Origin of the sequence: Lichenifustis flavocetrariae (assembly GCF_026130545.1) — a bacterium.
GTDB lineage: Bacteria > Pseudomonadota > Alphaproteobacteria > Rhizobiales > Beijerinckiaceae > Lichenihabitans > Lichenihabitans flavocetrariae.
On record NZ_JAMOIM010000014.1, the window covers coordinates 38,104 to 62,670 of the forward strand.

General features: G+C 64.2%; 22 protein-coding genes. 7 read left to right on the forward strand and 15 right to left on the reverse strand.

Translation table 11 applies throughout. From position 1 onward, the window contains the following. Positions 1–24 precede the first annotated feature (24 nt). The 4 genes from M8523_RS19615 to M8523_RS19630 all read right to left on the reverse strand — a co-directional run bounded on the left by M8523_RS19615 (position 25) and on the right by M8523_RS19630 (position 4,237). Positions 25–1,134, reverse strand: a complete 1,110-nt coding sequence (locus tag M8523_RS19615; RefSeq protein ID WP_282586596.1) for a YihY/virulence factor BrkB family protein — start codon at positions 1,132–1,134, stop codon at positions 25–27. A 110-nt stretch (positions 1,135–1,244) separates the two neighbouring features. Beyond that, positions 1,245–3,044 (reverse strand): ABC-F family ATP-binding cassette domain-containing protein, encoded by a 1,800-nt coding sequence (locus M8523_RS19620; protein WP_282586597.1) that lies wholly within the window; start codon positions 3,042–3,044, stop codon positions 1,245–1,247. Between the two features lie 468 nt (positions 3,045–3,512). Next, positions 3,513–3,767, reverse strand: coding sequence for a hypothetical protein (locus M8523_RS19625; protein ID WP_282586598.1), 255 nt, complete (start codon positions 3,765–3,767; stop codon positions 3,513–3,515). 257 nt (positions 3,768–4,024) lie between these two features. Further along, positions 4,025–4,237, reverse strand: a complete 213-nt coding sequence (locus tag M8523_RS19630; protein WP_282586599.1) for a cold-shock protein — start codon at positions 4,235–4,237, stop codon at positions 4,025–4,027. 308 nt (positions 4,238–4,545) lie between these two features. Here M8523_RS19630 and M8523_RS19635 point away from each other — a divergent pair, with 308 nt between their 5' ends. The 3 genes from M8523_RS19635 (at position 4,546) to M8523_RS19645 (ending at position 7,953) form a co-directional block, all read left to right on the forward strand. Continuing rightward, on the forward strand, positions 4,546–5,706 hold the full coding sequence (locus M8523_RS19635; protein ID WP_282586600.1) for a PAS domain-containing protein: 1,161 nt from the start codon (positions 4,546–4,548) through the stop codon (positions 5,704–5,706). Between the two features lie 78 nt (positions 5,707–5,784). Next, entirely contained in the window at positions 5,785–7,311 is a 1,527-nt protein-coding gene (locus M8523_RS19640; RefSeq protein ID WP_282586601.1) for an alkaline phosphatase family protein, read from the forward strand. A gap of 159 nt (positions 7,312–7,470) precedes the next feature. Next, positions 7,471–7,953 carry a hypothetical protein gene (locus M8523_RS19645; protein WP_282586602.1) on the forward strand — a complete coding sequence of 161 codons (483 nt, stop codon included), beginning with the start codon at positions 7,471–7,473 and terminating at the stop codon, positions 7,951–7,953. Positions 7,954–8,029: 76 nt separating this feature from the next. On the opposite strand, the gene M8523_RS19650 is transcribed toward M8523_RS19645, so the two are convergent. Together M8523_RS19650 and mbfA are read right to left on the reverse strand one after the other, a co-directional pair. Continuing rightward, on the reverse strand, positions 8,030–9,967 hold the full coding sequence (locus M8523_RS19650; protein WP_345894268.1) for a potassium transporter Kup: 1,938 nt from the start codon (positions 9,965–9,967) through the stop codon (positions 8,030–8,032). Positions 9,968–10,006: 39 nt separating this feature from the next. Beyond that, the gene (gene mbfA / locus M8523_RS19655; protein ID WP_282586603.1) at positions 10,007–10,966 is read right to left on the reverse strand and encodes an iron exporter MbfA; all 960 of its coding nucleotides are present in this window, start codon (positions 10,964–10,966) and stop codon (positions 10,007–10,009) included. 361 nt (positions 10,967–11,327) lie between these two features. Here mbfA and M8523_RS19660 point away from each other — a divergent pair, with 361 nt between their 5' ends. Further along, positions 11,328–12,041: a hypothetical protein gene (locus M8523_RS19660; RefSeq protein WP_282586604.1), complete on the forward strand. Its 714-nt coding sequence runs from the start codon at positions 11,328–11,330 to the stop codon at positions 12,039–12,041. An 86-nt stretch (positions 12,042–12,127) separates the two neighbouring features. On the opposite strand, the gene M8523_RS19665 is transcribed toward M8523_RS19660, so the two are convergent. Further along, complete coding sequence (locus tag M8523_RS19665) at positions 12,128–12,511, reverse strand: hypothetical protein (RefSeq protein ID WP_282586605.1); 384 nt, start codon at positions 12,509–12,511, stop codon at positions 12,128–12,130. Between the two features lie 467 nt (positions 12,512–12,978). On the opposite strand from M8523_RS19665, the gene M8523_RS19670 reads away from it, so the two are divergent. Continuing rightward, positions 12,979–13,152 carry a hypothetical protein gene (locus M8523_RS19670; protein ID WP_282586606.1) on the forward strand — a complete coding sequence of 58 codons (174 nt, stop codon included), beginning with the start codon at positions 12,979–12,981 and terminating at the stop codon, positions 13,150–13,152. A gap of 51 nt (positions 13,153–13,203) precedes the next feature. Here the strand turns inward: M8523_RS19670 and M8523_RS19675 are convergent, their stop codons facing one another. Together M8523_RS19675 and M8523_RS19680 are read right to left on the reverse strand one after the other, a co-directional pair. Beyond that, the gene (locus M8523_RS19675) at positions 13,204–14,100 is read right to left on the reverse strand and encodes a ketopantoate reductase family protein (RefSeq protein WP_282586607.1); all 897 of its coding nucleotides are present in this window, start codon (positions 14,098–14,100) and stop codon (positions 13,204–13,206) included. Between the two features lie 52 nt (positions 14,101–14,152). After that, on the reverse strand, positions 14,153–15,031 hold the full coding sequence (locus tag M8523_RS19680; protein ID WP_282586608.1) for an SDR family oxidoreductase: 879 nt from the start codon (positions 15,029–15,031) through the stop codon (positions 14,153–14,155). Between the two features lie 100 nt (positions 15,032–15,131). Between M8523_RS19680 and M8523_RS19685 the strand changes: the two genes are divergently transcribed. Beyond that, positions 15,132–15,974, forward strand: coding sequence for a helix-turn-helix transcriptional regulator (locus tag M8523_RS19685; RefSeq protein WP_282586609.1), 843 nt, complete (start codon positions 15,132–15,134; stop codon positions 15,972–15,974). A 6-nt stretch (positions 15,975–15,980) separates the two neighbouring features. On the opposite strand, the gene M8523_RS19690 is transcribed toward M8523_RS19685, so the two are convergent. Beyond that, on the reverse strand, positions 15,981–16,937 hold the full coding sequence (locus M8523_RS19690; RefSeq protein WP_282586610.1) for an AraC family transcriptional regulator: 957 nt from the start codon (positions 16,935–16,937) through the stop codon (positions 15,981–15,983). Between the two features lie 137 nt (positions 16,938–17,074). Between M8523_RS19690 and M8523_RS19695 the strand changes: the two genes are divergently transcribed. After that, positions 17,075–18,268 (forward strand): MFS transporter, encoded by a 1,194-nt coding sequence (locus tag M8523_RS19695; protein ID WP_282586611.1) that lies wholly within the window; start codon positions 17,075–17,077, stop codon positions 18,266–18,268. A 93-nt stretch (positions 18,269–18,361) separates the two neighbouring features. On the opposite strand, the gene M8523_RS19700 is transcribed toward M8523_RS19695, so the two are convergent. The 5 genes from M8523_RS19700 to xylF form a co-directional block, all read right to left on the reverse strand. After that, the gene (locus M8523_RS19700) at positions 18,362–19,648 is read right to left on the reverse strand and encodes an amidase (protein ID WP_282586612.1); all 1,287 of its coding nucleotides are present in this window, start codon (positions 19,646–19,648) and stop codon (positions 18,362–18,364) included. 29 nt (positions 19,649–19,677) lie between these two features. After that, positions 19,678–20,439, reverse strand: coding sequence for an SDR family NAD(P)-dependent oxidoreductase (locus tag M8523_RS19705; protein WP_282586707.1), 762 nt, complete (start codon positions 20,437–20,439; stop codon positions 19,678–19,680). 192 nt (positions 20,440–20,631) lie between these two features. Further along, positions 20,632–21,864 (reverse strand): sugar ABC transporter permease, encoded by a 1,233-nt coding sequence (locus M8523_RS19710; RefSeq protein ID WP_282586613.1) that lies wholly within the window; start codon positions 21,862–21,864, stop codon positions 20,632–20,634. A gap of 13 nt (positions 21,865–21,877) precedes the next feature. After that, positions 21,878–23,413 carry a xylose ABC transporter ATP-binding protein gene (locus tag M8523_RS19715; protein WP_282586614.1) on the reverse strand — a complete coding sequence of 512 codons (1,536 nt, stop codon included), beginning with the start codon at positions 23,411–23,413 and terminating at the stop codon, positions 21,878–21,880. Between the two features lie 137 nt (positions 23,414–23,550). Further along, positions 23,551–24,567, reverse strand: a complete 1,017-nt coding sequence (gene xylF / locus M8523_RS19720; RefSeq protein WP_282586615.1) for a D-xylose ABC transporter substrate-binding protein — start codon at positions 24,565–24,567, stop codon at positions 23,551–23,553.

Here is a 24,567-nt window from a genome sequence, read left to right on the forward strand (position 1 = left end):
AGGTAACGAGGCTTGCCGCCGGGATCAAGGGCCGCGCGGCGGGCCTGCGCTCGGCGGCGTCCCTGCCGTCGGGGCGCCGCCATTGGTGGCTCGCGTATCGAGCTCGGAATCAATCTCGGCCCCGAGGATCATGACCAGAGCACCGAACCAGAACCACAACAGCAGAATCATGACGGCCCCGATGGACCCGTAAGTGGCATCATAGGAGCCGAAATGGCCGACATAGAACGAAAACAAGATCGATCCGAGCAGCCACAGTAGGGTCGCAATCGCCGAGCCCCAGGTGATCCAACGCCAGCGCGGATGGCTGCGATAGGGCGCATAACGGTAAAGCACCGCGAAGCCGAACACGACGACGGCGGCCAGCAGGGGCCAGCGCCCATAGATCAATGCGGCTTGCGCGAGAGTGCTCATGTAGAACAGCGCCAGAATGGCCGGGACGACCGCAATGGCGAAGACAGCGACGAGAACGAACGCCAGGACTCCCAGCGTCAAGGCGAGCGAGACCAGCGTCTGAACCAGAAAGGAGCGCTGATCGACCTCCTCGTAGGCGATGTTGAGCCCCGTCATGATGGAGGCCATGGCGGCGCGGGCGCTCCACAAGGCGATCAGCAGGCTTGTGACGAGAGCCACAGACACGTGCGATCCGGCACTGCTCTTGATGAAACCCTGCAGGCTATCGGTCAGAAGCTTCATGGCTTCGGGCGGAAGCAAACCGGCAAAGGGCGCGATCTGCCGGCTGACATCGTTGGGATCACCCACCAGACCGTAGATCGAGACGAGCGCCGCCAGCCCAGGGAAGATCGAGGAGAGTAGATAGAAGGCGATGCCGGCCGCCATGAGGGTCGCATTGTCGCGACTGAAGCGATCGATGATGCTGCGGATGATTCCGAACAGGCCCGGCGGATGCGCGACGGGCGCGGCGACGAGGCCGCCGGCTGTCGGCAAGGCGGTGGGCGATGCGGGAACGCGGGAGGGTGCTGCCACCCCCGGATAGACCGGTGGGGAAGAGGCCCGTTGTGCCCGAGGGGCGCGCCAGGACGTCAAGGCCTTCGAGACGGCAAGGGTCGCCAAGGTCAACACCGTCAGCCCGGCAAGGTCCGGTGACTTTCTCGTCTCGTGCAAATCCGTCATGGCTAAGGTCCCGCCGTCGCGGAACAAATGCTCAGCCCTGGCACCTCGTTCCCGGTCGCGACGTCGATTCGCCGCGCCGCGCCGCAATTCCCGGAATGACGGAATGCAAATTAACTTTCGACGTCCTCACGCAGCATTTCGAGCTCGAGCCATTCGTCCTCGGCGGCCGCGAGTTCGGCTCCTGCCCTGGCCAAAGCATCGCTGGCTTTGGCGAAACGCTTCGGGTCACGACTGTAGAGTTCGGGATCGTCGAGAACCGCCTGAAATTTCGCCATCGTGGCGCGCAGGGTTTCCATGCGGGCCGGCAGGGTTTCGAGAGCGTGCTTCTGGTTGAAGTTGAGCTTGCGCCGCGCCGGTGCGGCTACGGCGCCAACGGATTTTTCCGAAGGTGTGGCGCGGGTGATGGCCCGAGCCTCAACGCCGACGCCCCGCTGGTTCACCATATCGGTGTACCCGCCGGCATATTCGGTCCACCGCCCGTCGCCCTCGGAGGCGATCACGGCATTCACGGTACGGTCGAGGAAATCGCGGTCGTGGCTCACCACGATGACGGTGCCAGGGTAATCGGCCACCATTTCCTGCAAGAGGTCGAGCGTTTCAAGATCGAGGTCGTTGGTCGGTTCGTCCAGCACCAGAAGATTGGACGGCAATGCCAAAGCCCGGGCGAGGGTCAGACGGCCACGCTCGCCTCCTGAAAGCCGCTCGACGGGCGTGCGGGCCTGCTCGGGTCCGAAGAGAAAGTCCTTCATGTAACCGATGACGTGTTTCGGCTGACCATTGATGACCACATTGTCGCTGCCGCCGCCTGTCAGCGCATCGGCAAGCGTGGTCGAGGGCTCGAGGCTGGTGCGGCCCTGGTCGAGGCTCGCCAGTTCGATGTTGGCACCGAGTTTCACGGTGCCCGAATCGGGTTCGAGCACGCCGGTCAGGAGTCGCAGCAACGTGGTCTTGCCGGCCCCGTTGGCACCCACGACGCCGATCCGGTCGCGCCGCAGCACCCGGGTCGAGAAATCACGCACGATAGCCCGGTCGCCGAAGCGCTTGGAGATCTCCTCCGCTTCGATCACCATCTTGCCGGAGGTACGCCCTTCCGCGACGCTCATCTTCACCTGGCCCACAGCCCGGACGACCTCGCGCCGTTCCTGCTTCAGGTCATATAGGGCGCCGAGGCGGCGGACATTGCGCTTGCGCCGGGCCGTCACCCCGTAACGCAGCCAGTCCTCCTCGCGCACGATCTGCCGTTCGAGCTTGTGCCGGTCGCGCTCCTCCTCTTCCAGCACCTGATCACGCCAGGCCTCGAATTCAGAGAAGCCACGGTCGAGACGCCGCGTGCGACCGCGATCGAGCCAGACGGTCGTTCGCGAGAGGTTCGCCAGAAACCGCCGATCATGGCTGATGATGACGAGCGCGGAGCGCAGCCCTGCGAGCGCCGACTCCAACCATTCGATCGCTGGAAGATCGAGGTGGTTCGTCGGCTCGTCGAGAAGCAGGATATCGGGCTGCGGAGCCATGACGCGGGCGAGCGCCGCGCGACGGGCCTCGCCGCCCGAGAGGTTCGATGGCGCCTCGTCGCCGGTCATCCCGAGATCGTTCAGCATCGCGAGGGCCCGATACGGGTCGTCGAGCGGGCCGAGGCCCGCCTCCACATATGCGAGCGTGTTGGGATAGCCGCTGAGGTCCGGTTCCTGCGGCAAAACCCTGATCGTCGCGTCCGGCTGCATGAAGCGGGTGCCACCATCGTGCTCCAGAACGCCCGCGGCGATCTTCAGCAAGGTCGATTTGCCGGAGCCGTTGCGCCCCACGAGGCACAGCCGCTCGCCGCGCGACACGGAGAGTTCCGCACCCTCCAGGAGCGGCTTTCCGCCAAGGGTGAGGTGGATGTTCTGGAGGTTCAGAAGAGGTGGAGCCATGGCGAAGGGGTATCGGCGATGGGGGGTCGAAGCGCAAGGGTGCGCCGCTTGAGCATTTGACGTGAACGTCCGCCGACCAAGGCGATCTCTGTTCCAAATAGGATATGACGGGATCCGGAACGGCCAATCAAAACGGCACGTTCAGCGTCCTCAATCTCGGGTGGCGAGACATTCATCCGAAATTTCGGAGACGGCCAATTCGGATCAAGAACGCACACGCGGCAACGCGATGACTCGGATCATGCGTAAAGAGACCGTTACGGCTGCGTCGCCGCTGCCGAGATCAGCAATCGACAATCCTTACCTTGCGACCCAACTTCCCCTCGGCAACCGGTCAGCTACAAGAGAAAGATAGATACTCTCCGAAGGCGCCCGTGTCGCCCGAAGACGAGCAGGTATCATCGGCCTCGAGCCACCAACGTCCCCATCCATGCCAACGGCCGAGTGGGGAGAGCCAAACGCCCAGGTTCAGGCGGAGCTCTTGGCTCGTCGAACGCGGGCGACGCGCGGTTTGGCGGCGACCTCGGCTTTGGCCAGCTGGTCCTGCTCCTCCTTGGCGAGACGAAGCGCACGGAGACGCGCGGTCTTCTCGCGTTCGGCCACCTTGGCGGCGTTGAGATCGGACATGACCTTTTCGGCGTCGCTGCGGCGTTCCTCGCTCAGGCGAAACCGCTGTTCGGCTCGCTCACGTGCGGCGTCCGCGGGCGTCTTGGTGTCACTCATGATCGTACTTCCTGGCCACTAGGGCGAAATGCTGTCGCCGTGCCGCCACCGACATGGATACTGGCAAGGGTTGGTCTTTGGCATGAAACGCAATGCCTCGCGTTCGGGTCATTGCAGGCGGGTTTTTTTAGGTGCGGCGCCCACCGCTGATCATAGGAACTTCGACTTACGTGCATCAAGGATGGATCAGCGTTGCGACTCGCTTTGGAACGCATCGTGCGCTTTGAAGCCGGGAACCCTGAACCGGGCAGGAAGCCTCAGCCCTGAACCTTCAACTGATCCGCGGAGCTTTTGCCTGTTCGGCGGTCGGAGGTCAGTTCATAGCTCACCTTCTGCCCATCGCGCAGTTCCGTCAGACCCGCGCGCTCGACAGCGCTGACGTGCACGAACACGTCGGGACCACCATCATCGGATTGAATGAAACCATAGCCCTTCTGGGCATTGAACCACTTTACTGTACCGGTGCTCACGGGTCCGATCTCCTGGAACCGAGAAAAAAAAGTGCGGCCTTGCCACACCGAAGGATCGACAAATTCGGATGGAGGTCGGGAGCTAGCGCCAGCGGCGCCTGAGCGCGGCACGCGGAGGCTCGATACGTTCGCCCAAAGATGACGCATCGAATATGGGATGCATCGTGCTCAAGATCAAGATGAGAGCAGTCAATTGCGCGATTATTCATGTCTGCGGCCCCATTTGGCCCTTCCGCCAAGATTAACGGCGTCGCGGGAAAAACGATGACTCATGAGCCATGAGCTGGCACCTTGATCTTGATCAAACCATGAGTCTGATTTCCCTTCATGTAGTCGTCGCAATGCAGCCGTTCGAGTACGATCATCTCACCCAATTGATCTATGCGGGGACATGCAACGACGAGTCATTCTTCGAGGCGTTACGTCTCCTGGCCGTCTATCATGGCTGTTCCTCATCGGCCTTCATGTATGCCGATAGAACCGCGCCAAGTACTGATGTCCAGTTCGTCTACGGGCCGTTCAGTCGTCCTGAAGTCCGGTCCCGCTATCTCGACTATGCATCCGACGATCCAGCACCTCGGGCCATGGCGCGCCTCGGCATCGGCGAAGCAGCAGCGACCGACCGGCTCTTCAGCAGGGAAGTCCAAGCACAATCGCGATTTATCACCGAGTTCTACCGTCCTTTGGGACTGGAAGAGGCCCTCGGAGGCCCGGTCGCCAGCGGTGAGGGTCGCGTCGGTATCGTTGCGATTCATCGCGGTCCCGAGCGGGGGCCGTTCGAGGACGACGAAATCGCCACCTTCGCCCGTCTGCTTCCCCATTTTGCCCAGGCGATTAACCTGCGCCGAACGTTTTTCGCGTCCGAAGCGCGCAACCGCACCCTTGCGGCCGCCCTCGAAACAGCGAGCAGCGGCGTGATGGTCTTCGACCCCCAGGGCATTCTCGTGCATGCGAATGCCCGCGCCCGGTCCATCCTCGGTCGGGCGGATGGCTTGGCGTTGACCCGGTCCGGCCGACTGCGGGCGAAAGATCCGGAGGCGGAAGCCCGCCTTCGCTCCATTGCCAACCTTCCGAACGGCATTCGGACAACCTTGATCCTCCGGGCCCAACGCGATCATTCCCTGCGGCCCTACATCCTTCGGCTCATGTCGGCCGCGGAACCGCCGGTCAGCCACGAAGACGGCCGCGTGATCTATGTTTCGGATCCTGACAGCCCCGCCAGCGATCCCGCGGGGACACTCGAAGCGGCTCTCGGCCTGTCCAAGCAGGCGGCAGCCCTCGTCGCGGGGCTGTTGGCCGGTGGCGACCTCAATGATTTCGCGACATCGGCCGGGGTATCGCGCAACACCGCGAAATTCCATCTCCAGGCCGCCTTCGCGGCGACCGGAACAGCCCGCCAGGTGGACCTCGTGACGCTCGCCGCCGGAGTCGTGCGGGATTTGGGTGAGCCGCTCGGCTCCTCCCCCTGATCTCGTCCGCCAGCACCGTCACGCGACTGTCGCATGCGATATTTACCCCCCACCTGGACGCTTGCGGAGACCTTTGCAATGACCAGACATTTTGGACGAATGATCGCCTCCGCCTGGCTCATATGCGGCGGCGTGGCCGCCAGTTCGGCCGCGAGCGCGAGCTATCAGCACGTCCTTCTGATCAGCGTCGACGGCATGCACGCGATCGATCTTGCGAATTTCGTGGCGGCCCACCCGCAAAGCACCCTCGCGTCCCTGAGCCACGAAGGCACCGTCTATCCGAATGCATTGACCACCACTCCGTCCGATTCCTTCCCGGGCTTCCTGGCCCAGGTGACCGGCGGCACGCCGAAATCCACAGGCGTGTTCTATGACGATTCCTATGACCGGACCTACTTTCCGGCAGGTTCGAATTGCCAGGGGGAACCAGGCACCGAGGTGCCCTTCGCAGAAGACATCGACATTGACTCGAAGCGTCTCGATGCGGGCGGCACACCGGGCCAGCCGCAGACCCAAATCGACCCGAAAAAGCTGCCGCTCGCGCTGATCGACGGGAAGTGCACCCCCATCTATCCGCATGCGTTCAACCGCGTGAACACCGTGTTCGAGATCGTCAAGCAGCATGGTGGCCGCACCGCATGGTCGGACAAGCATCCGGCCTACGAATGGGTGGCCGGACCGTCCGGAAAGGGCCTCGACGACCTGTTCGCCCTGGAACAGGATTCCCTCATTCCCGGCACCAAGGTGAAGACGACCGGCAGCTTCAAGGCGCAACGTGATTTCGACGAGGCGCGGGTCAAAGCCGTACTGAACGAGCTCAAGGGCCTCGACAGCACCGGCGCCACGAAAGCGCCCGTGCCACAGCTGTTCGGGCTGAACTTCCAAGCCGTCAGCGTCGGGCAGAAACTGCCGAAATCCGGTCCGGGCGACGAGGCGGGTCTTGTGGGCGGCTATACGGGTCCGGATGCGGCGCCCGGCAATGCGCTGGCCGAGCAACTCGCCTATGTTGACGGTGCGCTCGGTGAGCTGATGTCAGGGCTCAAGGAGGCCAAGCTGACCGATTCGACGTTGGTGATCGTGTCCGCGAAGCACGGCCAGTCGCCGATCGATCCGGCCACGCTGCAGCCGGTCGACGACGCCCCCTACACGAAAATGCCCGGCTACGGATTCCACATCGCGGATGACGCGGCACTGATCTGGCTGAAGCCGAAGGAGCGCGCCGCGCAGTTGCCCGCGGCTCTCGCCTATCTCGAACAATCCGCGAAAAGCCTCGGCATCGGTCAAATCCTGCCCGCGAATGCGCTCGCACTCAGCTACAATGACCCCGCCACGGACAGCCGCACGCCCGATTTCATCGTCGGGGTCAATCCCGGTGTCGTTTACACGTCGGGAAAGAAGATCGCGGAACACGGCGGCATGAACCAGAACGATCGCAGCGTCATGCTGCTCGTCAGCGCACCCGGGATGAAACCCGCCTCACTGCCGGCGCTCGTTCAGACGACGCAGATCGCGCCCACGATCCTGAAAGCGCTGGGCTACGATCCCAATGAATTGCAGGCCGTGCGCCAGGAGGGAACCACCGAGCTTCCTGGCCTGCCTTTCTAGAGAAAGCGGCCGGCAAGAGTTGAACCGAAACTGAACCACACCATTCAGCGGGCGTTGGATCACGTTCGCTATGACGCTGCCAACCCGACCCGCGAGCTGAGCCAGTGCACTTTGCCTTGGCTGGGCAGCGGGCGGCAGGACAGAAAGAAAGGTTCAGCCATGCCCGATCAGACAAACCTGACGACCGTGAGCGGTGAGATCAGGGACATCTTCGCCCATCGTTTCGTGCTGCAGACCCCGGATGGCCCGATGCTGGCCGACCTCGGACCACGTGGTGCTGAGCGGGTTTCGCTAAAGCGGGGACAAACCGTCTCGCTCAGCGGTGAGATGAAGCCGTCGGAACTGAAGGTCACCACGTTTACCAGCGACGGGGTTACGGTCGCAATCGAGCATGGGAAACCCGGAGACAAAGAGCACGGCAAAGACCATGGTCCGGTCGATCTCGCGTCCATCCTGGCGTCGCTGCGCGCCGCAGGCCACGAGAGCGTCGGCGAGCCGCGCCGCAAACCCAAACACGTCGAGGTCTTGGCCCGCGCTCCCGATGGCTCGCTGATCGAGCACCATGTCGAATTCGACGGTCACATCCGCAAGTCGAAGCCAATCGAGGCTGACAGCGAGAAATGGGCTGTCGAACTGGCCTGACCTTGCGCTTTGCCGAAAGGTCGTGGTCGCTCACTGATCGTTGAAGGGAGCGAAGAGTTATTTCTACTCCGAACGATCAGATCGCGATCTGGCGTCCGAGTTCCACCGTCTGCTCTGACGGGAGGAGGAGGAAATCACCGGCATGGATCGAATTGCGTTCGAGCATGGCATAAATCACCTCCTGCCAACGCGGCAGACCCTGACCGTCGTCGCGATGCGTCACGGTGGTGTGGCCGACGTAATAGGTGATGTCTTCCATTTCGGCGACGCAGCCGTGGTGCTTCATGCGGTCGATCAAGGCAGGAATGTCGGGACGCTCCATGAACCCGAAGGTCGCACGAGCCCGCCAGTAGCGGGGGGCGAGTTCCTTGATCTCGAGCCGCTTGTCGGCGTTGATCCACGGGACGGCCGCCCCACTGACGGTCAGGACGATCAGATCCCTGTGCAGCGCTCGGTTGCGGAGGAGATGCCAGATGAGCACGGCCGGAACGTCGGTGTCCTGCCGGGTCAGGAAAACGGCCGTCCCCGGGACGCGAGGTGTCTGCTGCGCCACCGTATGGGCCGTGAAATCGCCAATCGGCATCAGGTCCTCGGCGTAACGCTTCTGGACCGCCTCCATGCCATGATGCCAGAGCCACATCACGCCATAGACCGCGCAGGCCAAAAGCAGCGGCACGTAGCCGCCATCGGCGATCTTCACGAGGTTGGCCGAGAAGAACGCCAGGTCGACGACGAGCAAGACCGCTGCAACCGCACCGGCGGCGGCGACATTCCAGTTCCAGATCTCCCGCATGGCGATGAACAACAGGACGGTCGTCATCAGCATGGTCAGAGAGACCGCGATGCCATAGGCGCTGGCGAGGTTGTCCGACTTGCGGAAGCCGAGGACCAGCGCAACGGTGACGATCATCAGCAGCCAATTCACGCTCCCGACGTAGATCTGCCCGTAGCCCTCGGATGAGGTCTGCTTGATGGCGAGGCGTGGCAGCCAGCCGAGCTGGATGGCTTGCCGGGTCATCGAATAGGCACCGGTGATGATGGACTGGCTCGCGATAATCGTCGCCAGGGTGGCCAAGCCGATCATCGGGATCAAGGCCCAGCCAGGAGCCAGGCGGAAGAAGATGTTTCCATCCGTGGGTGTGCCTTCCAGCACGATGGCGGCTTGCCCGGCATAGTTGAGGATGAGGCTTGGAAACACGATCGCGAGCCAGGAGATGCGGATCGGCGTCGGACCGAAGTGGCCCATATCGGCATAGAGGGCTTCGGCGCCCGTGACACAAAGGAAGACGCCGCCCAACACCAGGAAGCCCGTGACGCCGCCCGCGAACAGATAATGCAGGCCATAGAGAGGATTCACAGCGGCGAAGACCGCGGGATGGTGCAGGATCCCCATCAGCCCGAGAAAAGCCATGACCAAAAACCATGAAAGCATTATCGGGCCGAAGGCTTTGCCGATGCGTTCCGTGCCCAGCGGCTGGGCCGCGAACAGGATGACCAGGATGACGACGGCGGCAGGAAGCACGTAGGGTTGGAACGTCGGTGTCACCATGTTCAGCCCTTCGAGGGCCGACAGCACCGAGATGGCCGGGGTGACGGCTCCATCGCCGTAGATGAGGGCCGCCCCGAAGAGGCCGATCGCGACGATCAGCGGGCGATGCTTCTTGATTCCCACGAGCGACATGACCGCCAGAATGCCGCCCTCGCCATCGTTGTCGAGGCTCATTGCGACCGTCACGTATTTGATGGTCGTGATGATCATCAGGGTCCAAAGCACCAGGCTGAGGATGCCGAGCACCGTCGCCGGATCGGGCTTGCCGCCCGCGAGATCGAGCACGGTCTTGAGCGTGTAGAGAGGGCTCGTCCCGATGTCGCCGAACACCACGCCCAAGGCCGCAAGTCCGAGGCCGGCGAGGCTCGTCTTCGCGTGACCGTGGATCGTGCTTGTCCCGCGACCGTCAATCGGCAAGGCACCGCCCGATCCTGCCGTCGCCTCGGTCGTCGCTGAGCTTTGCAAACCTACTCTCCGATGAGCTCCGACCGAACCGGATGTCCGCTAGCCGGCGTTGCCGATCAGGATGCCGGTCGCCAGGACCAGCCCCCCACCGAGCATGACCTTGGCGGCGGCGGAGACCGGCGGCGTATCCATATAGCGCCACTGAATGAACGCGATAGCCAGCAGCTCGAACACCACCACGATCGCGGCCACGATGGTGGCCGTGTAGAACTCCGGAATGAGATACGGGACCGTGTGGCCGATGCCGCCCGCGATGGTCATCAGACCGCAGACAAGGCCACGCAGATAGGGCGTGCCGCGTCCGGAGATCTTCCCGTCATCCGCCAAGGCCTCGGCGAACCCCATCGAGATGCCGGCCCCGAGCGAGGCTGCCATGCCGACCAGAAAGGCGTTCCACGAGTTGTGCGTGGCGAAAGCCGCCGCAAACACGGGCGCGAGCGTCGAAACCGAGCCATCCATGAGGCCCACAAGGCCTGGCTGGACGATCTGGAGCACGAAACGCCGGCTTGCATTCTCGTCCTCCGCGCCGCGCTTGTCGTCCGGCAGCCGGTCGGCTTTGATGTCGCCTGCTCGCCGTTCGTGCTGCGCTTCGGTGTCGGCCAAGTCGCCCAGCAACTTGCGGACTGCAGCGTCGGTGGTTCGGCTCGCGGCCAAGCGGTAGAACCGCTCGGCATCGCGCTCCATCTGCGCCGCATGGCGGCGGACCGCCTCGACCCCGGCAGCCTTGACCTGCCAGTGCGGCTTGCGCTCCACGTTGCCGCGAATGTCATGCCGGCGGACAAGAGGAATGTGATCGCCGAAGCGCGCCATGAAGGTGTCGATCAACTGACGCCGATGCTCACCTTCCTCAGCCGCCATATCGTCGAACATGGTCGCGGTCGAAGGGTACTCCTCGCGGAGGGAATGAGCGAAATCGGCGTAGACTCGGGAGTCTTCTTCCTCGTTGCTGATCGCCAGAGCCAAGACCTCTGGTTCGCTCAGCTCGTCGAATCGCTTCATTGAAAGCCCGTTCAGTTTAGAACAATTCCAATAGTCGACTAATTGGGAAAAGCACCGGCTTTGTCAACGGACTTGTCATTCGAAGCATTTGGCTGCAACGCGAGGGCGCAACGGCTCGCATCCGCGGCTTCGTCGGTCACCTCCCATCCCGAAGACCGATGCGTGTTTGCTTTCGACCAAGACGTGAGAAGCACCACGATCGACGTGCGTGATCGGGACCGAAAACGTCTTCGACTTGGAGGATCCCGGACTGGTAGACAGCGAAGTTGTGAGTTGGCGCCTCAGGGGCACAAAACTCGCCGGTTTCAATATCTGCCAAGGCGACGGATTATGTCATCGGTTCCACGAGAGAATGACCAGCATGCCGACTGTCAAATACAGGATGCAACATCCCGGCCTGCGTCCGCGGCGAACGCGGCTCGAAATACCGGGTTGGGCGGGTCGCCCGGAACCGCGGGCGAATGGATCGCACGAATATGCCTGGCATTGCGTGCCCTTCTCGGAAGCCGCCAAGGGCGGCATCGAGATCTTCTATCCCTACGAAAACGAACTCCATGTCACCATGCAGGACGGCATGCTGGCCTTCGAGGGCGACTTCGGGCCCTCGCCCGAGCCTGGTCTCCAATGGCCTCCATTCCGAAGCTTCGGGACCGCTTACTATACGTATCAGATCCTCCTCGACCTCAAAGTTGAGGAGGGTTTTGCCGTCAAGACCGAGACACATCCCCGTTTCTACACGGATGCCACGGGTACGGTGCCGATCGCGGTCCCGGCCGTTCTGCGGCACTGGTGGCCGATGATGTCGTTCATGGTCTTCAAGTCGCCGGCTGAGGGGCAAACGCATATCTTTCGCCCCGATGAGCCCTTCATGCAGGTCACGATCGTTCCGGCCGAGTCCGAGTTCGAGCTTGTGGAGATGCCCGAGGAGGAAGCCGCCGAGCGTGAGATGCAGGCAAGACGCATCCATGCGAGCCGGAGCACTCTGTCGGCGGACTCCGAGTGGGTGTCGTCGACCAACACCGTCTTCGACGGCACTTACCGCCGCATAGTTGGTGCGGCCAAGGCCTCGCGCTGATCGAGGAGAGAAGCTGAAGGCCGCATAGCCGAAGGGCGATCTACCGGACCGCCCTTCCACACCCAAAGTGCGCTGGGTGGAGCTAATCAGTACCCGTAATTGCGGAAGTGATGATGATGGTGGTGATGGCGATAGAACCGCCGGTAATAGCCATGATGGTGGTGGTGAAAGAACGGGCCGCCGAAGCGTGGGCCGAAATGGTGATGGTGATGATGGTGGTAGTATTGGGCATTCTGCACTGTGGCGTCGCCCTCCACGGCCGGAGGAAGCAGTTCCGCCTTGGCGGCCTCTTCGGCGTTTGAGGCCTCAAGCAGTACGGTCGCGTTGGGGATGGGCTTCAGCAGATCGGCGTAGGAACGAACCGTCATCGCCGCGTCGATGCTCACAGGCGCAGCCAGTGCCGCCGGGGCGGAGCCGGCCGCTGCCAGTGCTGTCACGGCACCGATCAAACCCACAGTCTTCTTATCCATTCAGTCCTCCAGTGATGCGCCGCGTTTCAATACCCTGCGGTCGATCGTCTTGCGCCCCGCAGCTTAACCTCCACCATGGTAGGAACGTTCCCGTATGCTCAAGATGGGATCGGCATGCGAGATGGCGCCGAACCCCAATGCACCGAATTGGATCCACGAGCGCGATTGGCATCCACTCGTCGTTCGAGACATACGAACATCGCAGCGGTGCCTGAACGAAGCGACCCGACTTCAACAATGGCGCTCGGTCTCGCGCCGTTCGATCAAGATTTCTGCTCCCAATCGAGCTTCTTCCGGCTGGAGAACTTGCAAGGCGGTTCAAGGCTTGACACCATTCCCCTACGTCATTGAATGACGATCATGAACCGGAGCGATTTGATCTGCCGTCCCGCCGCTTCCCATCGGATCTACGTGCAGCGCTCATCGGGCTGATCCTTGCCCCTCTCATATTCTTCACGGCGTGCTGTGTGATAAGCATTCTGCGCATCGAGGAATGCAGCGGCGAAACGAGCGGCGCCCTCGGCTCGGCCAAACAGGCCTTCGCGCTCCCGACCTGTCTGGCGAAAGATGCGGGCCCGCTGATCGCGATCAAGAAGCGGCTTGGCATCTACGACCGGAAGTGGATGACGGTGATCCGGTAGGCATTCGAAGCGTTGACCCTGAGGTCCCCACAGCCGGTCGCTGGCTTTTGTCTACAGAGGCCGCATGGCTTTGATGCGGGACGATACGACCGGCGGGTTTGCCCGAGGAGCGGCCGCCAGCATGCTGTCCACCAGCGCCCGGCATTCGTTTCCGCCGGTCGCCAGCAGCTCACGGAACGACGGGATGCGCGACATGAACCACAGCACGGATGCCAGGACCCAAACCGGGCAGCCGCTCAGTCGAGCCTTCATGCGCGGATAGATCGGGTACCCCAGTCCCTTGACGAGAGCGAAGCTTTCTTGAACGCCACGCGCAATGGTGACCACCTCGCCCCATGAGGCACCGCCCCCGCGGCGCTGACCAGCGATGCAAACGCTTTCGAAGGCGACGCAGAGCGGAGCGTGGCAGCGGAGCCAGAGCGTCATCTCGTGTTCGAGAGCAGCCGGCAACCCGGCATCGTTGAAGAGATCGACCCAGCGTTTTTGGCCCATGAGGGTCTTCTGACCCATGGAACCGATGACGGCCTTGAGCTTTCCGTCATCATCCAGATTTGCCTGAACGAAGGGCATGCCGAACGAGCATCGTTCGGGGCCAACCGCATCCCGCAGCCGCTCGGGCTCGAAGGTGTTGAACATGAACTGGATGCACTTCGCGGCTGATCGCTGCAACGCCGGCAGCACCGCATCGACCTGGTGGGCCAGCAGTGTGACGATCACCAGATCATAAGGCGTTTGTTCGTCGAGCGAATCGGCGACGCGAGTTGCCGCTCGCGCGCCCTTGATGTCGACGATCCCGCCGTCACGTCGCAGTTGCTGCAGTCGCGACGAGCCCGGCCGCGCCACCATCGTCACCACGTGCCTGCCGGTGCGCGCCAGTTGGAAGCCGAAGGTGCTGCCAATGCGGCCGGCGCCCACGACCGCGATGTTCAGAGGCGAGGACGAGGGCATGGCAGATCCGTCCTGTGCTGCAGCGCCAAGAGACCGGGCAGGTCCAAGATCGTCACCCCGGATAGTATCCGGGCTGGTCGATGTCGGCGATTAGGCCCGGACCAGTGGGCTCCCAGCCGAGTCGGGACCGCGTCAGCTGGCTCGACGCCGGCATGTCCGCGGCGGCGAAACCTCCGAACCAGCCGAAGTGCTCCGAACCGCGCGATTCCACCGGCAGGCCAAGCCGGCGGCCGATGACCTCGGCGATCGCTCTGAACGGGATCCCCTCGTCGGCAATGGCGTGGTAGACGGGTTCGCTGACGCCCGTCTCGATGACCAGGCGATACAGCCGGCCTGCATCCGACCGATGAACAGCGGGCCAGCGATTGAGGCCCTCGCCCGGATAGGCCGAGACCCCGCTTTGCCGAGCCAGACCGATGAGGATCGGGATGAAGCCATGGTCACCGAGGCCATGGACAGAGGGCGCAAGCCGAACCGTCGCGGTCCGCACACCCCGCGCCGCAAGCGCCTGGGCGGCGGCTTCGGACTTACGGGGGTAGGAGGGATCGGTGGGCGGCTGGTCAGCCTCGGTCGCGACGCGCCCCGGCGCGAGCAGCGCCACGCCGGACGTGACGACGAGCGGCTTGTCTGTGCCTTCCAGGACGCCGCCCATGGCCTCGATCGCACGCCGGTCTTGCTCGGCATTCTCGGCGAATTTCGAGAAATCATGGTTGAAGCCCAAATGGATCACCGCATCAGAGGCCGAAGCGGCATGGCGCAGAGCCTCGAGGTCGTCGAGGGTGGCCCGGAGCACCTCCGCACCTTGCGCGGCCAGCGCCGGCGCCTTCTCGTCCGATCGCGAGAGACCCGTGACCTGATGACCGGCGCCGACCAGCTCCTTGACCACGACCGCGCCGACCCACCCGGTCGCTCCTGTCACAAACACGCGCATCAGTGCCACTCCTTGGTTGGAACGCCAGGACTGTCGCGCAAAGGCCAAGCATGTTAAAGTAGTGACCTTATCCCGGTATAATGGCTAACATGGTTCGCGTATGGCAGACGGTCGCTCGCTTGGAACCTATCTGAAAAGCCGCCGGACAAGGCTCGATCCGGCCGCCTTCGGGTTTGCGGGCCGAAGGCGCACGCCGGGCCTGCGTCGCGAAGAGGTCGCCCAACGCGCCAACATCAGCGCGACCTGGTACACGTGGCTTGAACAGGGACGCGGCGGTGCTCCATCGGCCGACGTCCTCGACCGCATCACTCAGGCCCTGATGCTGACGGATGTCGAACGGGAGCATGTCTTTCTGCTCGGTCTCGGCCGCCAACCGGAGGTGCGCTACCAGCGGAACGATGGCGTGACGCCACGGCTTCAGCGTGTGCTCGATGCCTTGGACCCGAGTCCCGCCTTGATCAGAAGCGTCGTCTGGGACGTCGTCGCCTGGAACCGGGCCGCAACCGTGATGTTGACCGACTATGGCTCGGTCCCGCCGAGCGAGCGGAACGTGTTGCGCTTCATCTTCCTCGATCCGAGAGCGCGCGCCGCCCAGGAGGATTGGGACAGCGTGGCGCGTTTTGTGGTCGGGGCCTTCAAGGTGGATGCGGCCCGCGCGGGAGCCGCGGCGGAGGTGCAGCCATTGGTCGACGAGCTCCGCGAGCTGAGTCCTGAGTTCCGCGAGATGTGGGCCGACACCGATATCCGAACCCACGGCGAGGGAATCAAGCGCATCCGGCATCCAGTGCTCGGTATTCTTCCCTTCGAATATTCGGCATTCGCGGTTGAGGGCCGCCCGGATCTTACGATGGTGATCTACAACCCCACGACGCCCTCGGATCTGGAGAAATTTAGGGCGCTGATGGCGCCCCTGCCTGCGACAGACGAACCCCGATCCGGGTGAGTTCGCCTATTCCGCGCCTTGGGGAACGCGCCTGTCCGCGGCGCCGGACGAAAGGCGAGCCACGCCGGGTGAACGGCCGGTCACGCGCTTGAAGGCGCGACTGAAGGCGGCCTGAGACGCATATCCGAGCGATCCCGCCACCGTCTCGATCGGCATCCTGGCATTGCCGATCCATTGCGCGGCGAGGCGCATGCGCAGCTCGGCGACATAGCGCAGGGGCGGCAGACCGGTGAGGCTTTGAAAGCGCTCGGCGAAGACCGAACGTGAACAGCCGGCTTCCGACGCGAGGGTGGCGACCGTCCAAGCGCGCCCCGGGTCACGGTGCAGCGCCGCGATAGCCCTGGCCAGACGAGGGTCGCGCAAGGCATCCACGAGACCGGACGCACCATTGCAGCCACACTCGACCCAGCTGCGGACGATGATGGCGGAGACGACGTCGGCGAGCCGGGCCAGGATACCGGCAAATCCCACGCGGCGCCCGCATACCTCGCTCTCCATCGCTTTCAGGATCGCCAGGATCTCGGGATGGCGGTCGGAGAGGGTGCCGACGAGCATGATGGCTGGCATGAGGAGGACCAAACTCTGCATCCCGCCCAACTCGAATTCCATGCAGCTGCTGAAGATGATCGCGTTGTCGGGACAGCCGGGGGCACTGGCGCAGGCGGAGATGTCGCACAGGCTCTCGCAGACCGGTACGGCCTCGAAGCTGCCGATATCCCGCGCCGGCAGGTCCGCGGCCGAGAGCACTTGGTGTGCGCCGCCATGCGGCAGAAAGATCGCGGTGCCGGGCGCGAGGTCGTGGATGTCGCCGGTCGGGTCCCGCAGAAAGACGGTGCCGGCCGCGACAAAGTGGAATTGCGCCCGACCCGGCTCCGTGCCGAAACTGAGCCCAAACGGGGGCGTCATCTCGATCCGGCGATACTGGACCCCCCTCAGCCGCATGTCCAAAAGCAGTTCGCTCATCAGATCCGGCGGCGGCAACGAGAGTTGAGACTGTGGCATACCAGGACGCTCGATCAAAGAATTCGGATGGACTATCATAGATCGTCTGGATGTCTCCGTGTAGCCTCCGGCCGACTGATGGCAACGAGAGACGATCGATGAGCGAATATGCCGAACGGACATGGGCGCCGGCTGCCGAGCAGCAGGCCTCGTGGCCCGCAGTCTTTTCCCTGACGCTGGGCGTCTTCGGGCTCGTGACGGCGGAATTTCTCCCGGCCAGCCTGCTGACCCCGATCGCGCGGGCGCTCGACATTCCGGAGGCTCTCGCCGGCCAAGCGGTCACCGCCACGGCCATCGTGGCCTTCTTTGCGGGACTGCTGGCGGCCGTGGTCACGCGGGGCCTCGATCGCCGGCGGGTGCTGATGGGGTTCTCGACACTTCTGATCCTCTCCAACCTGCTCGTGGCAGCGGCTCCCAACCTTCCCCTGCTGCTGCTGGCACGTGTGCTGCTCGGCATCGCACTCGGCGGGTTCTGGAGCATGGCGACCGCGGTGACCATTCGGCTCGTGCCGCCCGCCCTAGTGCCGCGCGCCTTGTCTCTGGTCTTCAGTGGCGTGTCGGTCGCCACCATCGTGGCGGTGCCGCTCGGCAGCTATATCGGAGGCCTCTATGGCTGGCGCGTCGTCTTTCTGCTCTCGGCCGGGATTGGCCTCGTGACGCTGGTTATTCAGATGGCGACCTTGCCGCGCCTGGCAGACCTTGGTGCCGCCCGGCTCGGCACGCTATTGAGCGTGCTCCAACGGCCGGGGATCGGGCTTGGCATCGCCTGCGTGGTGCTGGTCTTCAGCGGGCACTTCGCCCTCTTCACCTACGTGCGCCCGTTCCTCGAAAGCGTGGGCGGGACGGATGTCAGCGGGATCGCCTTGACGCTGTTGGGCTTCGGGCTCGCCAATTTCGCCGGAACGTTGCTGGCAGGTTTCCTGCTGGAGCGGAGCCTACGCCTGACGCTCGCTCTCATGCCCTTGCTCATCGCTGCCGCCGGGTTGGGGCTGACCGGACTGCACGCCGGTCTACCCCTGCAGGCCTTGCTCGTGGCTCTTTGGGGCCTGGCCTTCGGCACCATCCCGGTGGCCTGGTCGACGTGGTTGGCGCGCGCGGTGCCGGACGAGACCGAAACCGGTGGCGGTCTGATCGTGGCCGCCGTTCAGCTCGCGATCACCTTCGGTGCGGCGGGCGGTGGCGCGATCTATGCCCTGGCGGGTGTGGCGGGCGTGTTCGCCACCGGCGGCGCGCTGATGGTCGCGACTTCGGCGATCATCCTGGCCAGCATTTCCGCAAGTAAACCCGCGTAGTCTCGCAAGTCATCGGCCTTCGACAGAGGCGGCAATGACGGCTTCGTGAGTCAGCCGGCTGTCGACCACGAAGGTGACCATCAACAAGGGCGTTCACATGCTGTCCCCGAAGTCCTGCCCATAGGCCGGGGGTGGGTGGATAGGCGGGAACAGGTCCGCGAGACGGGCGCCGACCTGGAGAAGGCCGGCGTCCCCGCCCCAATGCCCCACCACCTGCAGGCCCAGCGGCAGGCCTGAGGGGCCGAAGCCGACCGGGACCGTGAGGGCCGGGACGCCCAGCACACTCCAGGGCGCGCAGAACCGCGGATCGCCGGTCCATGCCAAGCCGTGCGGCGCCTCGCCGGCGGCGGGAATGGTAAGGACCGCGTCGTAGGGCGCCGCGATCGTTGCGTAAACCTCACGCAGGACCGTCTGCTTCGCCAGTGCGGCGCGATAGTCCTCCGCCCCAAGCCCTTGTCCCCGCATCACGAGCCCGCGGATCGACGCGCTGATCGCGTCGCCGTGTTGCGACACCAGGGCCCCGAAATGCCCGGCCGCTTCATAGGCCAGGAGCGTATCGACAATGGCCGGAACGTCGTCGAACCCAGATGGCAGCGCGAGATCTTCGACCGCGTGGCCGGCATCGCGCAGGAGCCGCAAGGCGCTGTCCATCACGTGTCGCTGCGCCGGTTCGATCGTGGCATCGATCAGCGGCAGGGCTGCAAGACGCAACGGCCGGCCGAGTCCGATCTTGCCGGGGTCGAGAAAGCCCAAGAGCTGCATCGCCAGTATCACGTCGGGAACGCAGCGGGCGAACAGGCCCACATGGTCGAGCGCCTGACAGAGAGGGTGAACCCCGTCGCGCGGGATGGTCCCGAAGGTCGGCTTGAAGCCGACAATTCCACAAAACGCCGCCGGGCGGATCACCGAGCCCATGGTCTGGGTGCCGAATGCCAGGGGCACGATCCCGGCCGCGACAGCCGCGGCCGAGCCGCTGGACGATCCGCCCGGCGTATGGTCCAGATTCCAAGGGTTTCGGGTCGGTCCAGGTTGCTGGTGCGCGAATTCTGTCGTGACAGTCTTGCCGATCACGGTGGCGCCACGCGCGCGGAGACGTTGCACAATGGCGGCATCCGCCGACGGCCGATGTCCCCGCAACACGGCAGCCCCATAGCTCGTCGGCATGTCGGCGGTGTCGATCAGATCCTTGATTGCGACCGCCACGCCGGCGAGCGGACCCGTGCCGGCGGGCGGCGCAGCTTCGGGCAGGAACGCGAAGGCTTGCAGATCAGGCTCGTAGTGCTGGGCACGGGCCCAGCACCGATCGACCGCTTGAGCCGGGGGAAACGCACCTTCGGCGACCGCCTGCAGCGTGCCTTGAAGGCTGAGGGGAGAGCGCATCGGGGCTGAAACCGGGTCAGGGAAAGGGGTCAGAACTGGACGCCGCGCGTCAGTGCTCCGTCGACCACCAGGTTCGTGCCGGTGATGAAGCTCGCCGCCGGGCTCGCCAGGAACACGACCGCATTGGCCATCTCCTGCGGCGTTCCCATGCGGCCGGTCGGATTGAGAGCGAGCGCGGTCTTGTAAAGCTCGGGGTTGCCGTCCTTGATCTGGTTCCAGACGCCCCCCTCGAAATAGGTGTTGCCGGGCGACACCGTGTTGGCGCGGATCCCTTTGCCGGCCAGCTGATAGGCAAGCCCCTGCGTGTAGTGGATCAGCGCGGCCTTGAAGGCGCCGTAGGGGCCGGCGGCGAAGTCGATCTCACGCCCGGAGACGCTGGAAATGCTCACGATCGCGGCAGCCTTGCTGGCTTCAAGAAACGGCTTGGCGGCTTCGACCATGCGGACGCAGCCCATCATGTCGGTCTCGAAACTCTGTTTCCAGCTCGTCTCGTCGGCCCCGATGGCCAGCGCGCTCACGTTCGCCACCACGATGTCGATGCCGCCGAGGTCAGACGCGGCTTGCGCGATCCAGGCTTTCAGAGCCTCCGGATCGGCGATGTCGAGGCTACGGCCAAAGGCCCGACCACCCGTGGAGCGCAAATTCTCCTCAGCGGCTGCCACATCCTTTTCGCTACGCGCGCAAAATGCCACGTCGGCGCCTTCGCGCATCAGCGTTTCGACGATCGCGCGTCCGATCCCCTTGGTGCCCCCCGACACGACAGCTCGCAAGCCCTTCAGCCCAAGGTCCATCTCTAGCCCCTTTGATTCCAGACGCTCGCGCGGGTGTCCGCGTTGCATCCGCGCATCCCCAGGGTAGAGGACGCCTCAGCATCGGTCGTGCGCAAGATTTCGGCTTTTCGGCACCAGCGTCCGCTCAACAAACAGACGCCTCACGGATACGGGACTTGAGCGCCCGCGTTGTCGCGCCCGCGAGGGGCGCCGTTACGCGCTCTTGGTGCCGGTCGCGATATCGAGCCAGACGGCGAGCAGCAGGATCGTGCCCTTCACGATCATCTGCCAGTAGGTGTCGACGCTGAGCATCGACATGCCGTTGTCGAGGCTCGCCATGATCAGGGCCCCGATGAGCGCCCCCGCCACCGTGCCGGCGCCGCCGCGCATGGACGTGCCGCCGATGATGCAGGACGCGATGGCGTCGAGCTCCTGCAGGCTGCCGGCCGATGGCGAGCCTGCCGCAAGCCGCGCCGTGGTCATGACGCCCGCGAGCGCCGCCGCCGCCCCCATGAGGCCGAATACGACGAGCTTCACGCGTTGCACGTCGACGCCCGACAGGCGCGTCGCCTCGAGATTGCCGCCGATCGCGTAGATGCGGCGGCCGAGTACGGTGCGGCGGGCCATGATGGTCAAGCCACCGAGGAGACAGAGCAGGATCAGCACCGGGGTCGGGATGCCGCGATAGGCGTTCAACACGACGATGAAGCCTGCGAGCGCCACGCCGGTCAGGGCGATCTTGGCAAGGTCCAGGCCGAAGGCCGGCACCTTGAGGCCGTGCGTGCGCCGGTTCGCCCGGTTGCGCAGCGTCACGGTCGCGAGCACGACAAACATCGCGGCCGCCAGGATGATGCCGATCAGGGCCGGCAGGTAGCTCTGCCCGACAGCCACGAGGCCGGGCGAGATGGGCGTAACGGTCACGCCGTGGGTGATGCCGAGCAGGATGCCGCGAAAGGCGAGTAGCCCCGCCAGCGTCACGATGAAGGACGGGATCCCGCGATAGGCCACCCAATAGCCGTTGAAGCAGCCGATCGCCGCTCCGATCGCCAGCACGGCCACGAGATTGACGGGCAACGGCAGGTGGTAGCGCGCATCGAACAGCGCCGCGATGCCGCCGAGCAGGCCAAGCAGCGAGCCGACCGACAGGTCGATCTCGCCCGCGATGATGACGAACACCATGCCGGAGGCCAACATCCCCGTGATGGCCATCTGGCGCAGCAGGTTCGACAGGTTGCGGGCGGTCAGGAAGTCGCCGTCGGTGAGATAGTTGAAGAACACCCACACGATCGCGATGACCACGGCCAGCGCCAAGATCTTGTAGCGCGTGAAGGCGGCCTTGAATTGCGTGACGCCCACGACCGCGCGGGTCGAGCCCGCGGGCGGCGTCTTGGACGTGTCGGGCTGGCCGCCGGCTGTGGTGAGGCTTGGGCTGTCGGTGCTCGTCATGATGTGAACTCGTTCATGCCGCGTGCGGCAGGGGCGTGATGGCGGCGGTCAGCACCTGCTCCTGGGTCAGGCCGTCGTTGATGAAGTCGCCGCGCAACTGACCCTCGCCGATCACCAGCACGCGATCCGAGATGCCGAGGACTTCCGGCATCTCGGACGACACCATGATGATCGACATGCCCTGCTTTACGAGATCGAACATCAGCTTGTAGATCTCGTATTTGGCCCCGACGTCCACGCCGCGGGTCGGCTCGTCGAGGATGAGCACGCGGGGCTTGGGCGCCAGCATCTTGGAGATGACCGCCTTCTGCTGATTGCCGCCCGACAGCCGCGCGATGGCCAGCATCGGGCTCGCGGTTTTGATGCGCATCTGCGCGATCGCGGCGTCGATGTCGCGCAACTCGCGGTTCTCGTCGATCAGGCCGCCGGATGTGTAATCGTCGAGGGTCGAGAGGGTGATGTTCTGGCCCACCGCGAGGTCGGGCACGATGCCATGCGCTTTGCGGTCTTCCGGCACCATGCAGAGCCCATGGCGGACGGCCTCCTTCGGGGTCCGCACCGTGATCGGCTTGCCTTCGAGAAGGATCTCGGCCGTGTAAGGGCCGCGGTAGCAACCGAACAGCGCGCTCACGAGTTCCGTGCGGCCGGCGCCGACCAGGCCCGCGATGCCGAGGATCTCGCCCCGGCGAAGCTGGAACGATACGTCGTCGACCCGCCGCCGGTTGACGTTCTGCGGGTCGAGGCAAATCACGTTGCGGGCCTCGAACACCACTTCGCCGATCGGATGCGCCTCGCGCGGGAAGAGGCTCGTCATTTCGCGGCCGATCATCATGCGGATGATGTCGCTCGCCTTGATGTCCGCCATGGCGGCGTGGCCCACATAGGCGCCGTCGCGAATCACCGTGACGCTGTCCGCGATCGCTTCGATCTCTTCGAGCTTATGGGAAATATAGACGCAGGCCGTGCCGCGCGCCTTGAGGCCCTTCACAAGGCCCAGCAGCGTCTCGGTCTCGGAGCGTGTCAGCGAGGAGGTGGGCTCGTCCAGGATCAACAGCTTGGCGTTCTTGCTAAGCGCCTTGGCGATTTCAATAAGCTGACGTTCGCCGCCGCTGTAATGGGCGACCGGTTGGGCCACGTTGATGTGGCTCATCTTCAAGTCGGCCATCAGGGCCGCGGCCTTGGCGTACATGGCCTCGAAATCGATGAAGCCGCCGAAGCCGCGCGGCTCCCGGCCGAGGAAGATATTCTCGGCCACCGACAGCTGAGGTACGAGCATCAGCTCCTGATGAATAATGACGATGCCGGCCGCTTCGGTCTCGCGGATACTCGCTGCCCGGAGCTCGCGGCCCTGCCACTGGATGGTGCCGCCCCAGGTCCCATAGGGATAGACGGCCGACAGAACCTTCATCATGGTGGACTTGCCGGCGCCGTTTTCGCCACAGAGACCCACAACTTCGCCGGCTCGTACGGTGAGATTGATGCCGTTCAGGGCTCGCACACCGGCGAAATCCTTGGTGATGCCGCGCATCTCGAGCAGGGTTTCGGCCATGAGGCGTTCCGGCGATCCATAAGGCCGATCAAGGAGCGACCGGCGGGGAAAGGATCGCGCCGCAGACAGCAGATCGTCAGCGGCGCGGTCGATGTGGCGGGCGCCTGTCGGCGCCCGGATCCGGCGATTAGGCCGGCTTACTTCCCGTTGACCTGGGCTTCGGTGTAGAAGCCATCCTTCACCACCGCGTCCCAGTTGGCTTTGCTGATCAAGATCGGCGTGAGCAGGATGGTCGGGACCTGCTTCTTGCCATTGTCCATCTTGGACGTGAAGGTCGGCGTCTTGTTCTTGGACAGGTCGACGGCGATCTCGGCGGCCGTGCTGGCGATTGATTTCAAGGGCTTGTAGACCGTGACGGTCTGCGTGCCCGCTTTGACGCGCTGGATGGCCGCGAGATCGGCGTCCTGACCCGAAACGGCCGTCTTGCCCGCGAGACCTTGTGCGGTCAGGGCCTGCACCACGCCGCCGGCTTCGGCGTCATTCGACGCGACAACGCCGTCGATGGCGTTCTTGTTGGCGGTCAGCGCGTCTTCCATGATCTGCAACGCCGTGGTGGCGCTCCACTCAGGCACGAATTGCGAGCCGACCACCTTGACCTTGCCGGCGTCGATGGCGGGCTGCAGCACCTTCATCTGACCCGCGCGCAAAATCTGCGAATTGTTGTCGGTGGGCGAGCCGCCCATCAGGAAATAGTTACCGGCGGGCTTGGCATCGAGAACGCCCTGCGCCTGCATCTCGCCCACGCGCTCGTTGTCGAAGGTCACGTAGGCGTCGATGTCGGAGTTGAGGATCAGCCGATCGTAGGCCACCACCTTGATGCCGGCCTGCTTGGCCTCGTTGATGACATTATCGAGTACCTTGCCGTTGAAGGGCACGATCACGATGGCGTCGACGCCGCGCGAGATCATGTTCTCGATCTGCGAGACCTGTCGCTCCTCGCTGGCATCGGCCGATTGCACGTTGACGGTGGCACCGAGCTTCTTGGCGGCTTCCACGAAATAGTCGCGGTCACGGGTCCAACGCTCGAGCCGCAGGTCGTCGATCGAAAAGCCGATCACCGGTTTGTCGGCGCTAGCCTGGGCCACGCCGGACAGGCTGGCCGATGCGGCCAGGATCGCGACGCCGCAAAGAAGATGTGCGAGTGAACGCTTCAT